Here is a 14,453-nt window from a genome sequence, read left to right on the forward strand (position 1 = left end):
AACACAAATGGGCGTTAAAAGGATTGAGCGAATGAGAAAGAAAAGCGGGAGAGGTGCAAGACTTGAGGAGAAAAACCGGTAGCGCCTCGCTCATGAGCGAGGCGCTGAATCCGTTAGTAACTCGTTTGCTGAGTTTTTTCGGCTTGAATACGCTGATAGATCTCTTCGCGATGTACCGAAACTTCTTTAGGCGCGTTAACACCAATGCGGACCTGGTTACCTTTAACACCCAGCACCGTTACAGTCACCTCATCGCCAATCATGAGGGTTTCACCAACTCGACGAGTTAGAATAAGCATTCTTTGCTCCTTGAAAGATTAAAAGAGTCGGGCTTGTTCGGTCTCCCGGCCGTATCCATCATATAACGCTGAACAATGCCTATGACAAATACACCATTGTGCTTCGCCATGCCAATACATTCTGCTGATAGTTAGTTTAGCCGAAATACACTACATCAACCGGACTTTGTCATTACCTGGTGTGCACTGCGCTAAAAAAGCGCCAGAAAACGGGCTTCTGGCGCTTATCACAATGCGAAGTATTATACGTTACAGTCGGTTACTGACCCATTCCTGCACGCCAGCCAGCGCGCCAGCCAGCGCCTGCGGGTCTGTCCCGCCGGCCTGGGCCATATCTGGGCGACCACCGCCTTTACCGCCAACCTGAGAGGCAAGTTCGCCAATCAGTTCGCCGGCTTTAACGCGGTCCGTGAGATCTTTGGTCACACCAGCAATCAGTGAAACTTTGCCGTCATCAACCGTTGCCAGCACGATGATGGCAGACGTTAACTGGTTCTTCAGATCGTCAACCATGGTACGCAACATTTTTGGCTCAACGTTGCTCAGTTCACTGACCAGCAACTTCGTGCCTTTAACGTCAACCGCCTTGCTGCTCAGTGAAGCGCTTTCCTGCGCAGCTTGCTGATCGCGCAGTTGTTGCAACTCTTTCTCCAGCGCGCGGACGTGATCAACCAAGCCACGCACTTTCTCATTTAGGTTGCTGCTATTGGCTTTCACCAATTGCGCCACATCAAGCAGCTGCTGACTCTGCGCATTAACTTGTGCCAACGCACCTTCGCCCGTTACGGCTTCAATACGGCGTACACCTGCTGCAGTGCCCGATTCAGACTGAATACGGAATAGGCCAATATCACCGGTACGCTGCGCGTGAATACCCCCACACAGCTCGGTAGAGAAATCACCCATAGTCAGCACGCGTACGCGCTGATCGTATTTCTCGCCAAACAGGGCCATTGCGCCCTTCTGTTTTGCATCATCGAGATCCATGATTTCGGTCTCAACGGCAAGGTTACGACGAATCTGCGCGTTAACAATATCCTCAACTTGACGGATTTCTTGTGGCTTCATGGCTTCAAAATGTGAGAAATCGAAGCGCAGATATTTATCATTAACCAGCGAGCCTTTCTGTCCTACATGATCACCCAGAACCTGACGCAGTGCTGCATGCAGTAAGTGCGTGGCAGAGTGATTCAGACGGATGCGCGCACGACGAGTTTCATCGACCTGGGCATGCAAACGATCGCCAACGTGTAACTGGCCGCTGCTTAGCTTACCGATATGACCAATCGCTTTACCATACTTCTGTGTATCCTGAACGCTAAATTCAGCATTCTGCCCAGCCAGCACGCCGGTGTCGCCAACCTGTCCACCTGATTCGCCGTAGAATGGCGTTTCGTCAAGCACGACAACCGCGTCCTGTCCCGCACTGATCTGCTCAACTTGCTGACCGTCCACAAACAGCGCCTTCACAACAGCGTTCAGTTCCAGATGGTCATAGCCTTTAAAGTCGGTGGCGGCATCAATGCGAATAACATTGTTATAGTCGGCACCAAACCCACTGGCTTCACGCGCGCGCTGGCGCTGCTGCTCCATCGCGGCTTCAAAACCGCTTTCATCAATCTTCAGATTACGCTCACGGCACACATCGGCGGTCAAATCCGCCGGGAAACCGAAGGTGTCGTACAGACGGAATACTGTTTCGCCATCAAGTGTATCGCCTTGCAGTTTCGCCAGTTCTTCATCCAATAGCGCAAGTCCACGCTCCAGAGTTTTAGCAAACTGCTCTTCTTCGTTCTTCAGCGCATTTTCTACATGCTTCTGCTGACGCTTCAGATCTTCGCCTGCAGCACCCATCACATCAATCAATGGCGCAACCAGCTTGTAGAAGAATGCTTCTTTCGCACCCAGCATATTGCCGTGACGCACCGCGCGACGAATGATGCGGCGCAATACATAACCGCGGTTTTCATTTGATGGGATTACGCCATCGGCGATCAGGAAGGCACAAGAGCGAATATGGTCAGCAATAACGCGCAGTGACTTGTTATCCAAATCGGTTGCACCGGTTACCTGCGCAACAGACTTGATTAATTTGGCAAAGAGATCGATTTCATAGTTGGAGTTAACGTGTTGCAACACGGCAGCAATACGCTCCAGACCCATGCCGGTATCCACTGACGGTTTCGGCAGCGGATCCATCGTGCCGTCGGCCTGACGGTTGAACTGCATGAAGACGATGTTCCAGATCTCGATGTAACGATCGCCATCTTCTTCCGGGCTGCCCGGCGGGCCACCCCAGATATGGTCACCATGATCGAAGAAAATTTCGGTGCATGGACCGCAAGGACCTGTGTCGCCCATCTGCCAGAAGTTGTCTGATGCGTAGGCGCTGCCTTTGTTGTCACCGATACGGATAATGCGCTCACGCGGCACACCAATATCGTTGGCCCAAATTTCGAAGGCCTCGTCGTCTGTTTCATAGACGGTCACCCACAGGCGCTCTTTAGGCAGCTTAAACCACTGCTCACCCGTCAGCAGTTCCCATGCATAAGCGATTGCTTCTTTTTTGAAGTAATCACCAAAGCTGAAGTTGCCCAACATTTCAAAGAAGGTGTGGTGACGTGCCGTGTAGCCCACGTTTTCGAGGTCGTTATGCTTGCCGCCAGCACGCACACAACGCTGAGACGTCGTTGCGCGAGCATAGTCACGCTTATCCTGACCGAGGAAAACGTCTTTAAACTGGACCATCCCGGCATTAGTAAACAGTAACGTCGGGTCGTTGTTCGGTACGAGGGAGCTGCTGGCTACAACCTGATGTCCCTTGCTATGAAAAAAGTCGAGAAACGCTTGACGGATCTCAGCAGTGCTCTTGCTCATAAAATTCCTGGAATCACGCTAACGAACGTTCCCTTTCGCTGGCAAACCCTATCCATCCGGCCTGCCGCTGACTAAGGAACAAAAAGTGGGAATAAGATAAATTTTCTTCAGTGGGAAGTAAAATCACATCGCCTTTCAGTCGTCACTATTTCTGAAAACGGCCTGAATATCTTCCATCATAAAGCCTTTCGACATTAAAAAACGCTGTACCTTACTTTTCTCGGCCCAGGTTTGCGGCAAGGGCTCGCCAAATTTGCGTTTGGCAAGATCGGCTGCACACTGGCTCCAGTCCACTTCGGTATCGAATAGCGCCTGATTGATCTCATCGCGGCCAATGCCTTTTTGCTGCAACTCCATGCGTACGCGCTGTGGACCATATCCCTTTCGGGCTCGGCTCTGAATAAAGCGTTCGGTAAAGCGTTCATCGTTAAGCCAACCACTCTCCTGACACCAGTCGAGCACTTTTTCCAATAACTCATCTGGAATGGGCGTGTTTTCCTGCTGCTGCAGATAGGCCGCACGTTGGGAAGAGAGCTGCAACTTACGCTTCAGCTCTTCACGGCTATGATCGCGCTGCGAAAGGATGCGCATCGCGCGGTCTAGCAAACGGGAATATGTTGGCACAGGTGCCGCAGATGGTGACGATGACATATGATCAACCTTGTTCTAACAGTCGTGCAGGGTCGCAGGGTAAAGCAAGAAGGCAGAGAGGAAAAGCGCTGGCGGGGAAAAGCAAAACGGGAGCATCTCTGCTCCCGTTAATATTTTAGAAATCTTCGTTGGTTTCGCTGGCTTCTTCGCGATCATCAGCTGGGATTTTCGCGGTGTCTGCGGCAGCGGCATCACCACTTAGCAGCAAGTCACGCAGCTTCTTGTCGATTTCATTCGCAATCGCTGGGTTCTCTTTAAGGAAGTTGGTTGAGTTCGCTTTCCCCTGACCAATCTTCTCACCGTTGTAGCTGTACCACGCACCGGCTTTCTCAACCAGCTTGTGCTTCACGCCAAGGTCCACCAGCTCGCCAAAGGTGTTGATACCTTCGCCGTACATGATCTGGAATTCAGCCTGCTTAAACGGCGCGGCAATTTTGTTCTTCACGACTTTAACGCGGGTTTCGCTACCCACCACCTCGTCGCCTTCTTTAATCGCACCGATACGGCGGATGTCCAGACGAACAGAAGCGTAAAATTTCAATGCGTTACCGCCGGTTGTGGTTTCCGGGTTACCGAACATCACACCAATCTTCATACGAATCTGGTTGATGAAAATCAGCAGCGTGTTGGACTGCTTCAGGTTACCTGCCAGCTTACGCATTGCCTGGCTCATCATACGAGCGGCCAGACCCATGTGTGAATCGCCGATCTCGCCTTCGATTTCTGCTTTCGGCGTCAGCGCCGCCACGGAGTCGACGATGATGACGTCAACAGCACCTGAGCGCGCCAGCGCATCACAAATTTCCAGTGCTTGCTCACCGGTATCCGGCTGTGAACACAGCAGGTTATCGATATCAACGCCCAGTTTTTTCGCGTACACCGGATCCAGTGCATGCTCAGCATCGATAAAGGCGCAGGTCTTGCCTTTACGCTGTGCAGAGGCAATAACCTGCAGGGTCAGCGTGGTTTTACCCGAAGATTCCGGTCCGTAAATCTCAACAATACGGCCCATCGGCAAGCCACCCGCGCCGAGCGCAATATCCAGTGACAGTGAGCCGGTAGAGATGGTTTCGACATCCATTGAGCGGTCTTCACCCAAGCGCATGATGGAGCCTTTACCAAATTGCTTCTCAATCTGGCCCAGTGCGGCAGCTAAAGCCTTCTGTTTGTTCTCGTCGATCGCCATTTCCACTCCTAATCATGCTGGGTGAGTCGACATCAAGTATGTCGCTCGTTCTGTTGCCGCTAATTATACTGTATGGTCATACAGTATCAAGTTTAATTTATCAGAAATTCATCAAGCAGCGTTTGCAGTGCCCAAGCCACTGATTGACGGCGCACCGCGTCCCGGTCGCCAGAAAAAATCTGGCGCTGCGCTAATACGCGCCCCTCCGGACCTACAATCGCAAACCACACGGTGCCCACCGGTTTATCGGGCGTGCCACCATCCGGACCGGCAATACCGCTTACGGCGATAGCGTATTCTGCCGCCGCAGCTTTAGCCGCACCGGTAGCCATCTCACGCACCGTTTGTTCACTTACGGCGCCATGCTGCTGCAGCGTTGTGTCCTGTACGCCCACCATCTGCTGCTTAGCTTCATTGCTGTAAGTCACGAAACCGCGCTCAAACCAGGCAGAGCTTCCGCTGATATCGGTAAATACTTTCGCAATCCAGCCACCGGTGCAGGATTCTGCCGCGGTCACCGTTGCCTGCTGTTTCTTCAGCTGTTCGCCAATGCGGCGACTTAGCTGCTGTAACTGTTCATCGTTCATCGCCTTCTCCCGTTGTGGCGCTTCACGTTAGCAGTAAATGGTGCACTGAAAAGCCCTTTTCAACCTTTGGCCATCATTTCTGCGTACTGGCTTCCAGTTAGCTCAACCTGTTTTCACTGCAACCATAAACAGCCGCGGGAACGCTAACAAAACCTGGCCATTGCTGCGTGCGGGATAAGCCGGAATGAGTTTCTGATGGTAATCATGGAGAAATGCCGCTTGCTGCGTTTCATCAAGTCCGGCGAGGAAAGGACGCAGTCCGGTGGCGCGCAACCAGGTAATGATGCCCTGCGCATCAGCCATTGGGTGATAATAAGTGGTGCGCCAGATATCAACCTGGCAACCCGCATCGGTCAACAGATCGTAATAGTGATCGGTGGTCAGCAGACGTTTGCGATCCGCCGCCTGTGACGAAATTAGCGCCTGCCATTTTTCAGTCGCTGCCACTTCACGCATTAAGCGGTGCGACGGTTCTTCAAGATTATCGGGCATCTGAATCGCTAATGCGCCCCCGATGGCCAATTGATCAACCAGATGCGGTAGCAATGTGTGATGTTCAGTCAACCACTGCAGCGAGGCGTTAGCATAGATGACTTGCTGCGGCTGTTCGGCCTGCCAGCGACGAATATCGGCCTGTTGAAAATGGCCGCTGGGAAGACGTTCGCGCGCCTGCTCTAACATTGCAGCGGAGCTATCAATGCCGGTTATCTGCGCCTCCGGCCACGCCTGTGCCAGTAGCTCAGTGCTGTTGCCGGGCCCGCAGCCAAGATCAGTGGCAAAGCGCACATCATGGTGCGGAATACGCTCCAATAGCTCACGCGCCGGGCGGGTGCGCTCTGATTCGAATTGGCGATATAGCTGTGGATTCCAGTCTTGCATAGCAAAGCTCCTGTCTGGGCTGAAGGGCTAAACACTACCTGCTTTTCTCATCTTGATAGAAAGAGAAAAGTGCGATATCTCACCTTTTTGCCCTCGCTAGCTGGTTAGGATGCGCAGATGCCATTAAGTTAAAACGATGTTTCATTTTTCAACCTAAGGAATCTGTTATGTCTGCACAACCCGCATTGCCCGGCGTATGGTGTCCGTCAGTGACGCCCTTCGACAGCACAAATAATCTGGATATTGATGCACTTGGACGCCATTTTTCGCGTTTAAACCAATCGGGTATTGATACCTTGCTTTTGATGGGCAGCATTGGCGAATTTGCATCGCTCACTCAACAGGAGCGGCTGCTGTTGATTCGCGAGGCGCGCCAACTCTCGCCACTGAGCATGGTGGCCAACGTCTCCAGCACCTGCATTGCGGATATGCTGCAACTGGCCGACGCGGCCTGGCAGAATGGATTTGATGCGGTAATGCTACTGCCTCCCTACTATTACGGGCAGACACAGAAACAGCTGCTGAGCTATTTCAAAACGCTGGATAAACAGCTGGGTGGTCAGTGGTTTGCCTACAATTTTCCCGCGCGTACCGGCTGTGATTTAACGCCTGCCTTGGTGGCAGAACTGGCCGCGGAGTTGCCCAATTTTATGGGTATCAAAGACACCATGGATTGTTTGTCGCACAACCGCGCGATGATTGATGAAACCAGAAAAGTGCGCAGCGATTTCACTGTGCTTTCTGGCTATGACGAATATCTACTGCCCAATCTACTGGCTGGCGGTTCAGGTGTGATTTCAGGCTTGAACAATATTGTGCCTGAGTTATTTGCGCGCGCGATGCAGGCCTGGCGGGCTGGCGATGTAGCGCAACTCAGTGAGATTCAACAACGCATTGGTCAATTAATGGCGATTTACACCATCGGCGATGATTTTGTTACCACCATAAAAACGGCTGTTGCGCGCCGATTTGACTCAATGAGCAGCTACTCGCGCAATTATGGTGGCGAGCTAACAGCAGAACAGTGCGAGGAAGTGGATCGTTTGCTGAGTTGAAACAAACAGGACGGCGCTAAGCCGTCCGGTGATTAATTCTTTTTTACGAACTCAGATTTGAGTTTCATCGGACCAAAGCCATCAATCTTGCAATCAATGTTGTGATCGCCTTCGACTAAGCGAATGCTTTTGACTTTGGTACCCATTTTCAGCGGAGAGGAACTGCCTTTAACCTTAAGATCTTTGACCACGGTAACGCTATCGCCATCAACTAACAGATTGCCGTTAGCATCACGTACCACTAAACCGTCCGCTGCATCATCGGCGCTTGCTGTCCAGATATGACCGCAAGAGGGGCAATTCAGATTGTCGCCATCTTGCCAGGTGTAATCGGCCTGGCACACAGGACAGGCAGGTAAGGTACTCATTAGCGCTCCTCAGAAGTAGGATGCGGTGAAGATGGCACCGCAAAAGGGGCGCCATCTTATACCCTCACACTTTATATGGACAGCATTAAAAGAGGCTGCCCTGACGTGCTTTAGCGACGGCTTCACCTAATTGCCACACTGCCATTGCATAGTGCGTGCTGTGGTTATAGCGGGTGATCGCGTAGAAGTTCGGCAGACCGTACCAATATTGATAGCTAGTGCCAAGATCCAGTCGCAGCAAACTGACCTGAGTATTACCGTCCAGCGATCCCTGTGGCGTTAAACCGCTCGCGGCTAACGTGCTAACCGGATACTTGGTTTTGAAGCCATTTTCCAGCGCTGGAGCCTGACCGCTGGCGGGCACCGCAACGTTTTCACCCGCGCGCCAGCCGTGTTCCTTGAAATAATTGGCTACGCTGCCAATCGCATCAACCGGATCCCAAAGGTTGATATGACCATCACCGTTAAAATCGACCGCATATTGCTTATAGGAGGATGGCATGAACTGCCCATAACCCATCGCACCGGCAAAGGAGCCGCGCAGGTCCAGCGGATCGTCTTGTTCTGTGCGCGCCATCAGTAAGAAAGTCTCTAGTTCACCACTGAAATAGGTTGCACGACGCGGATAGCTAAATGACAACGTTGCCAGCGCATCCAGCAAGCGCGTTTTGCCCATTACCCGGCCCCAACGCGTTTCGACGCCGATAATACCCACTATGATTTCCGGCGGCACGCCATAAACCTGCTGCGCACGCTGCAGCGCATCCTGATACTGATTCCAGAATGCCACGCCATTCTGCACGTTATCCGGCGTGATGAACTTATTGCGATAGCGGATCCACGCACCGTTCGGGCCGGTTGGCGGCGTATAGCTCGGCGCTTGCTGGTCCATCAGGCGCAGCACGTAATCCAGACGCTTTGCCTGGCCAATCACCGCATGCAGCTGTTCACGGTTAAAACCATGTTTTTCCACCATTTGATCAATAAACTGCTCAGCCGCAGGATTACCGGCAAAATCGCCAAACATCGGCTGAACCGCGTGCGAGGGCTCCAGTAAAAAACCACCTTTAGGTGCAGGCACAACGGCGGGCTGCTGATGGGATGCGGGCTTACTGCTGCAGGCAGCAAGCAGAGTAATAAGCGGAAGAAGAGCAACCTTAAAACGCATTGGATATCCATAAGCCAGGTGAAAACATAAGCACTTATGGTAATCGTTCATTGCAGCGACATACAGAGCAATATCTTAAAATTTAGCCCTTTCCAGCTGGCTTCAGTCGCTTACAACGCCAATTTGCGAAGCAGCTCCACACTTAACCATTATCATTAAATTTTGCTTTTTACCGTTTGCGGCAATTTGTTATGGTCGGCAGCCATAAAGCCCCGTTGGCGGATGAAGGCCACATGGCAAAATGGTAACATCCGGCTTTCGTTATCCGTTCACACGATAACGACACTTCCAGGCTGTATTGACCCAGCCTCAGGTAATTAAAAGAATGAATGTTGAGTGAGAATGAGATGAAAGGAGCAGAGCAAATGGACTTTAGTGGCCATACGCCCATGATGCAGCAGTACCTGCGCCTGAAGGCCGATCATCCTGACATCCTGCTGTTTTATCGCATGGGCGATTTCTACGAGCTGTTTTACGATGACGCAAAACGCGCTTCGCAGTTGCTGGAAATCTCGCTGACTAAACGTGGCGCCTCTGCCGGTGAACCGATCCCGATGGCGGGCGTACCTTACCATGCGGTTGAAGGCTATCTGGCGAAACTGGTGCAACTCGGCGAATCGGTGGCGATCTGTGAGCAGATTGGCGACCCGGCTTTAAGCAAAGGCCCGGTTGAGCGAAAAGTGGTGCGTATTGTTACGCCCGGCACCATCAGCGACGAAGCGTTGCTGCAAGAGCGTCAGGATAATCTGCTCGCCGCCATTTTCCAAAGCCAGCGCGGTTTTGGTTATGCGACGCTGGATATTAGTTCTGGTCGCTTCCGCCTGAGTGAGCCCGCCGATCTGGAAACGATGGCAGCAGAACTGCAACGCACCAATCCTGCTGAACTGCTCTATCCCGAAGATTTCCAGACGATGTCGTTGATCGATCAACGCCGTGGCCTGCGCCGCCGTCCGCTGTGGGAATATGAAATTGATACAGCGCGTCAGCAGCTTAATCTGCAATTTGGCACCCGCGACTTAAGTGGTTTTGGCGTCGAGCAGGCGCATCTGGCGCTACGCGCTGCAGGGTGCTTGCTGCAATATGTCAAAGACACACAACGCACCTCGCTGCCCCATATTCGCTCGCTGAGTATGGAACGTCAGCAGGATAGCGTGATTATGGATGCGGCTACGCGCCGCAACCTGGAAATTACGCAAAACCTGGCCGGCGGCATTGAGAACACGCTGGCGGCGATACTGGATAAAACCGTCACGCCGATGGGTAGCCGTATGCTGAAACGCTGGCTGCATATGCCGCTGCGCGATGTCACTGCCATTGCACGTCGCCAGGAATCTATCGCTGAGCTGCAATCGCTCAGCCAGGAGTTGCAGCCAGTGCTGCGGCAGGTAGGCGATCTGGAACGCATTCTGGCGCGCCTGGCCTTACGCACCGCGCGTCCACGCGATTTGGCTCGTATGCGTCATGCATTCCAGCAACTGCCAGAGTTAAACCAGCTGCTGGAAGGTGTAGAAGCGACCCAATTAATCCATCTGCGCTCTCAGATGGGCGAATTCACCGAACTGCGTGAGTTGCTGGAACAAGCGATCATTGAATCACCGCCGGTGCTGGTACGCGACGGTGGTGTGATTGCTCCGGGATACAACGCCGAACTTGATGAATGGCGTGCGCTGGCCGATGGCGCTACCGATTATCTTGATCGTCTGGAGATTCGTGAGCGTGAAAAACTTGGACTAGACACGCTAAAAGTCGGTTTCAATGCGATTCACGGCTATTACATTCAGGTGAGTCGTGGTCAAAGCCATCAGGTGCCGATTCATTATGTTCGCCGCCAGACGCTGAAGAATGCTGAACGCTATATCATTCCTGAACTGAAAGAGTATGAAGACAAGGTTCTGACGTCTAAAGGCAAAGCGCTGGCGCTGGAGAAGGGTCTCTACGATGAGTTGTTCGATCGCTTATTGCCGCATCTCGAAGCGTTGCAAATCAGTGCAGCTGCCCTCTCTGAACTGGACGTGTTAGCGAACCTGGCCGAACGCGCCTGGACACTTAACTATTGCCGCCCGGTGCTGCAAGAAAAAGCAGGCATCCGCATCACCGCTGGCCGCCATCCAGTGGTTGAACAGGTTCTGAAAGAGCCTTTTATCGCTAACCCGCTTTCACTCTCACCGCAGCGCCGGATGCTGATCATTACCGGCCCCAATATGGGCGGTAAAAGTACCTACATGCGCCAGACTGCATTGATTGCACTGATGGCGTGGATTGGTAGCTATGTGCCAGCAGAAGAGACAGTCATCGGTCCCATCGATCGTATCTTCACGCGCGTCGGTGCTGCCGATGACTTGGCTTCCGGACGCTCAACCTTTATGGTTGAGATGACGGAAACCGCCAACATTCTGCATAACGCTACCGAAAATAGTCTGGTACTGATGGATGAAATCGGGCGTGGCACCTCAACTTACGATGGTTTGTCGCTGGCATGGGCCTGCGCCGAAAGTCTGGCGAATCGCATTAAGGCCATGACGCTGTTCGCCACCCACTATTTCGAACTGACCACGCTACCGGAAAAAATGGAAGGCGTAGTGAATGTGCATCTGGATGCTGTCGAACACGGTGACACCATCGCCTTTATGCACAGCGTGCAGGACGGTGCCGCAAGCAAAAGCTATGGTCTCGCCGTAGCGGCATTGGCAGGCGTGCCGAAGGAAGTGATTAAACGCGCGCGTAATAAACTAAAGGAGCTGGAAGCGTTGTCTGGCAGTTCTGCCGCTTCCACGGTGGAAGGTTCTCAAATGCAGTTGCTGGTGACAGAAACCTCACCGGCGTTAGATGCTCTTGAGGCATTGGATCCCGATAGCCTAACGCCTAAGCAAGCGCTGGAATGGATTTATCGCTTGAAAACCTTGGTTTAGTTAATCGCCCGCACAGAAGCCAAGTTCTGTGCGGGTCATTTTTTTGCTAACTTACATTTCTCTGGTATTGAGCAAAATCAGTGGCCTGATCGCAATGAAAGGGCCCTGACTTAAATTACGCTATAACCTCCATCAAGCACTAAGTTCTCACCATTGACCATTGCCGCTTCGTTGCTGCTGAGATAAAGCACCGTGCTCGCAACTTCGTCAGGCGTGGCAAAGCGCCGCGAAGGTATTTTTAACTTCATCTGTTCGGCACGCTCACCATGCCAGTAACGCTTACCCAACTCTGTTTCAACCACCGTGGGTGAAACAGCATTAGCGGTAATGCCAAACGGCCCCAACTCTGCTGCTAACACGCGCGTGAAAGAAACCATGCCTGATTTGCTGGTGCAGTATGCTGCGTGCTCATTGAGTGCAATGACACTAGCCTGTGAGGATATGTTGATAAGGCGGCCAAATCCTTGCGCCTTCATAAAGCGGGCACAATGTTGAGCAAGGAAGAATGGTGCCGTCATATTAATCAACATCGTGGTATTCCAGCTTGAGAGTTGCACTTCGCCCACAGGTTCCAGCATGCCAATACCAGCGTTATTCACCAGAATGTCGATTTGGCCAAAATCATCGTGAATTTGCTCTACCAACTCGCCAAGCGCCTCGACGTTAGCCAGATCGAAAACGTAACCTTGCGAAGGGCTGTCCATCTTGCTGGCAACCGATTTAACCTCTTCTGCACGATCAATCATCGCCACCTGCGCGCCCGCAGCACTTAAACAGCGGGCAATAGCGTGACCAATTCCTGATGCGGCACCAGTGACTATCGCTACCTTATTTTGCAGTGAAAATGGTGTTGTCATGTTTCTCTCCTTTTGATGAAGGGTATTTATTCGGATTTGTTAGCTGCTGAATGTAATGACGCTTTACGCTCAATTTTTGGTTGGGGATTACGGATAAAGAACGTCATCACGCCGCCGGCAAAATAGAGCAGTGAGAATGTAATAATGACATGCTCTATTTCAAATGACAGACCGAACATTAATGCGGCAACAGCCGGCCCAATAAGATTGCCGAAGCCGCCACCCAAATTCTGCACCGAAACGGCAGCACCTTTATGCTGCGGCGCCAGCATCGGAAAAATAGCACCCATCGGCACAAATGAAGTAAGTGTTAAGGCTAATAACAGCGCGCAGACGATTGCTAATACTAGATTGCCGGGGAAAAATGAAGGTAAATAATAGAATGCCGCAGTGGTAATAGTACATCCAAAGAAACCGAACCAGCGCATTTGAAAAATCCAGCCAATACGATCACCGATTATTCCCCAAAGCACATTGGTTATCGGTTGCACCAGAAAAAACACGCCCCAGATAGTGGCCCATTCTTTCGTTGAAAAACCTAATTCTCGAGTGAAATAAATCGGCATGAATACGGGCAAACCAAACAGTGCCACATTACACAATATGCGTGTTATCAATGCAAAGAACATACTTCGGTCTTCAAAGATCAGCGTTATTCCGCGTGATATTTCGCGCAGTTTCTCTTTGCGGTTCACGCCCTCACTATTTAGATTATGTTCACTCTGATTTTTAACCGTAATGAATATAATCACGCCACCTACCGCAGCGAACAGCAGTGAAAGCCATAAGGTATTGATGAAGCCTATCTCAGGTACCAGAAGACCAGAAAGGAAGGAAGCAGTGATGCCATAACCAATGGTAAACATCGACCAAATCCAACCTTTCGCGGAGGCGAGTCGATGTTCAGGCGTGCGCTGCACCACTAATACATAGAACCCATAAAAGAACAGCGGATAAGCGAAGCCACGCAACGTATAACTGACCAGCATCCAGACAAAGTTATTTTCACTCACGCCAAAATAAACGAAGATGGCATGTAAAATAATCCACCAAATAGCGCCGGTAAGCATGATCTTCTTAGGGCCATAAATTTCACTGACTGCTCCAGAAAGCCAACTTGAGACAGCAGCAGTTAATGCATAAACAGTAAAAACTAAGGAAACTTGTTTTTCTCCATAACCGAGATCATAAAGATATCGGGAGAGATGAGCGAGTTCAATACCATCGCCGGTCATAAATATGGCCATTGCAATATATCCCCACAGCAGGGATATTGGCATACCGAAAACCACTCTGGAGTATTGCGAATTTGCACTGCTGCTTTGCACACTCATTGTTTTAGCCACTCCCTTTTAATTTTTCATTATCCGAATAACCTGTGATACGGCGAACAAGAAAATGGCATAGCATCAGGCGTAAAACTTCTATCCGAATGACATAGGGGATGGAACTAAGGCAATATTACAAAGAAAGTCATGCGCAGCATTACATTTTATTAAATGAGAACAAAAATAAACAAACCATTTATTAGCTGATTCACTAATATCCATTGGCGTTATTTTAGGTTTATCGCTATAGAATAGAATCTAAGACTTAGCTTTACGAACGCATTATTGT

Annotated in this window: 12 protein-coding genes; 2 read left to right on the forward strand and 10 right to left on the reverse strand. The window is 51.2% G+C overall.

Annotated elements, in window-relative coordinates:
* Positions 1-113: 113 nt before the first annotated feature.
* From csrA to tam, 6 genes are all read right to left on the reverse strand, one after another.
* On the reverse strand, positions 114-299 hold the full coding sequence (csrA, locus tag ACRQ84_RS10635) for a carbon storage regulator CsrA (protein ID WP_004155916.1): 186 nt from the start codon (positions 297-299) through the stop codon (positions 114-116).
* A 249-nt stretch (positions 300-548) separates the two neighbouring features.
* Positions 549-3,176 carry an alanine--tRNA ligase gene (alaS, locus tag ACRQ84_RS10640; protein WP_483816014.1) on the reverse strand — a complete coding sequence of 876 codons (2,628 nt, stop codon included), beginning with the start codon at positions 3,174-3,176 and terminating at the stop codon, positions 549-551.
* Positions 3,177-3,311: 135 nt separating this feature from the next.
* Positions 3,312-3,827: a regulatory protein RecX gene (locus ACRQ84_RS10645; protein ID WP_176973523.1), complete on the reverse strand. Its 516-nt coding sequence runs from the start codon at positions 3,825-3,827 to the stop codon at positions 3,312-3,314.
* Positions 3,828-3,942: 115 nt separating this feature from the next.
* The gene (gene recA / locus ACRQ84_RS10650) at positions 3,943-5,013 is read right to left on the reverse strand and encodes a recombinase RecA (RefSeq protein ID WP_064737999.1); all 1,071 of its coding nucleotides are present in this window, start codon (positions 5,011-5,013) and stop codon (positions 3,943-3,945) included.
* Between the two features lie 92 nt (positions 5,014-5,105).
* Complete coding sequence (pncC, locus tag ACRQ84_RS10655) at positions 5,106-5,600, reverse strand: nicotinamide-nucleotide amidase (protein ID WP_064738000.1); 495 nt, start codon at positions 5,598-5,600, stop codon at positions 5,106-5,108.
* A 102-nt stretch (positions 5,601-5,702) separates the two neighbouring features.
* A complete protein-coding gene (tam, locus tag ACRQ84_RS10660; protein WP_064738001.1) occupies positions 5,703-6,479 on the reverse strand; it encodes a trans-aconitate 2-methyltransferase in 777 nt (258 codons plus the stop codon).
* Positions 6,480-6,646: 167 nt separating this feature from the next.
* Between tam and ACRQ84_RS10665 the strand changes: the two genes are divergently transcribed.
* Positions 6,647-7,534: a dihydrodipicolinate synthase family protein gene (locus ACRQ84_RS10665; RefSeq protein ID WP_483816015.1), complete on the forward strand. Its 888-nt coding sequence runs from the start codon at positions 6,647-6,649 to the stop codon at positions 7,532-7,534.
* Positions 7,535-7,566: 32 nt separating this feature from the next.
* Here the strand turns inward: ACRQ84_RS10665 and ACRQ84_RS10670 are convergent, their stop codons facing one another.
* Together ACRQ84_RS10670 and mltB are read right to left on the reverse strand one after the other, a co-directional pair.
* Positions 7,567-7,902 carry a zinc ribbon domain-containing protein YjdM gene (locus ACRQ84_RS10670; RefSeq protein ID WP_064738003.1) on the reverse strand — a complete coding sequence of 112 codons (336 nt, stop codon included), beginning with the start codon at positions 7,900-7,902 and terminating at the stop codon, positions 7,567-7,569.
* 85 nt (positions 7,903-7,987) lie between these two features.
* Complete coding sequence (gene mltB, locus ACRQ84_RS10675; protein WP_483816016.1) at positions 7,988-9,070, reverse strand: lytic murein transglycosylase B; 1,083 nt, start codon at positions 9,068-9,070, stop codon at positions 7,988-7,990.
* Positions 9,071-9,435: 365 nt separating this feature from the next.
* Here mltB and mutS point away from each other — a divergent pair, with 365 nt between their 5' ends.
* Positions 9,436-11,979 carry a DNA mismatch repair protein MutS gene (gene mutS, locus ACRQ84_RS10680; RefSeq protein ID WP_483816017.1) on the forward strand — a complete coding sequence of 848 codons (2,544 nt, stop codon included), beginning with the start codon at positions 9,436-9,438 and terminating at the stop codon, positions 11,977-11,979.
* A gap of 110 nt (positions 11,980-12,089) precedes the next feature.
* Here the strand turns inward: mutS and ACRQ84_RS10685 are convergent, their stop codons facing one another.
* On the reverse strand, positions 12,090-12,836 hold the full coding sequence (locus ACRQ84_RS10685; RefSeq protein WP_483816018.1) for a GolD/DthD family dehydrogenase: 747 nt from the start codon (positions 12,834-12,836) through the stop codon (positions 12,090-12,092).
* 26 nt (positions 12,837-12,862) lie between these two features.
* Positions 12,863-14,170, reverse strand: a complete 1,308-nt coding sequence (locus tag ACRQ84_RS10690; protein ID WP_483816019.1) for an MFS transporter — start codon at positions 14,168-14,170, stop codon at positions 12,863-12,865.
* Positions 14,171-14,453: the final 283 nt, after the last annotated feature.

Origin of the sequence: Pantoea sp. E2023-21 (assembly GCF_051302795.1) — a bacterium.
Classification (GTDB): Bacteria; Pseudomonadota; Gammaproteobacteria; order Enterobacterales; family Enterobacteriaceae; genus Pantoea; species Pantoea ludwigii_A.

Coding starts and splice junctions, on each gene's coding strand:
- csrA (WP_004155916.1), bottom strand. CDS start 299: ATGCTTATTCTAACTCGTCGAGTTGGTGAAACCCTCATGATTGGCGAT.
- alaS (WP_483816014.1), bottom strand. CDS start 3,176: ATGAGCAAGAGCACTGCTGAGATCCGTCAAGCGTTTCTCGACTTTTTT.
- ACRQ84_RS10645 (WP_176973523.1), bottom strand. CDS start 3,827: ATGTCATCGTCACCATCTGCGGCACCTGTGCCAACATATTCCCGTTTG.
- recA (WP_064737999.1), bottom strand. CDS start 5,013: ATGGCGATCGACGAGAACAAACAGAAGGCTTTAGCTGCCGCACTGGGC.
- pncC (WP_064738000.1), bottom strand. CDS start 5,600: ATGAACGATGAACAGTTACAGCAGCTAAGTCGCCGCATTGGCGAACAG.
- tam (WP_064738001.1), bottom strand. CDS start 6,479: ATGCAAGACTGGAATCCACAGCTATATCGCCAATTCGAATCAGAGCGC.
- ACRQ84_RS10665 (WP_483816015.1), top strand. CDS start 6,647: ATGTCTGCACAACCCGCATTGCCCGGCGTATGGTGTCCGTCAGTGACG.
- ACRQ84_RS10670 (WP_064738003.1), bottom strand. CDS start 7,902: ATGAGTACCTTACCTGCCTGTCCTGTGTGCCAGGCCGATTACACCTGG.
- mltB (WP_483816016.1), bottom strand. CDS start 9,070: ATGCGTTTTAAGGTTGCTCTTCTTCCGCTTATTACTCTGCTTGCTGCC.
- mutS (WP_483816017.1), top strand. CDS start 9,436: ATGGACTTTAGTGGCCATACGCCCATGATGCAGCAGTACCTGCGCCTG.
- ACRQ84_RS10685 (WP_483816018.1), bottom strand. CDS start 12,836: ATGACAACACCATTTTCACTGCAAAATAAGGTAGCGATAGTCACTGGT.
- ACRQ84_RS10690 (WP_483816019.1), bottom strand. CDS start 14,170: ATGAGTGTGCAAAGCAGCAGTGCAAATTCGCAATACTCCAGAGTGGTT.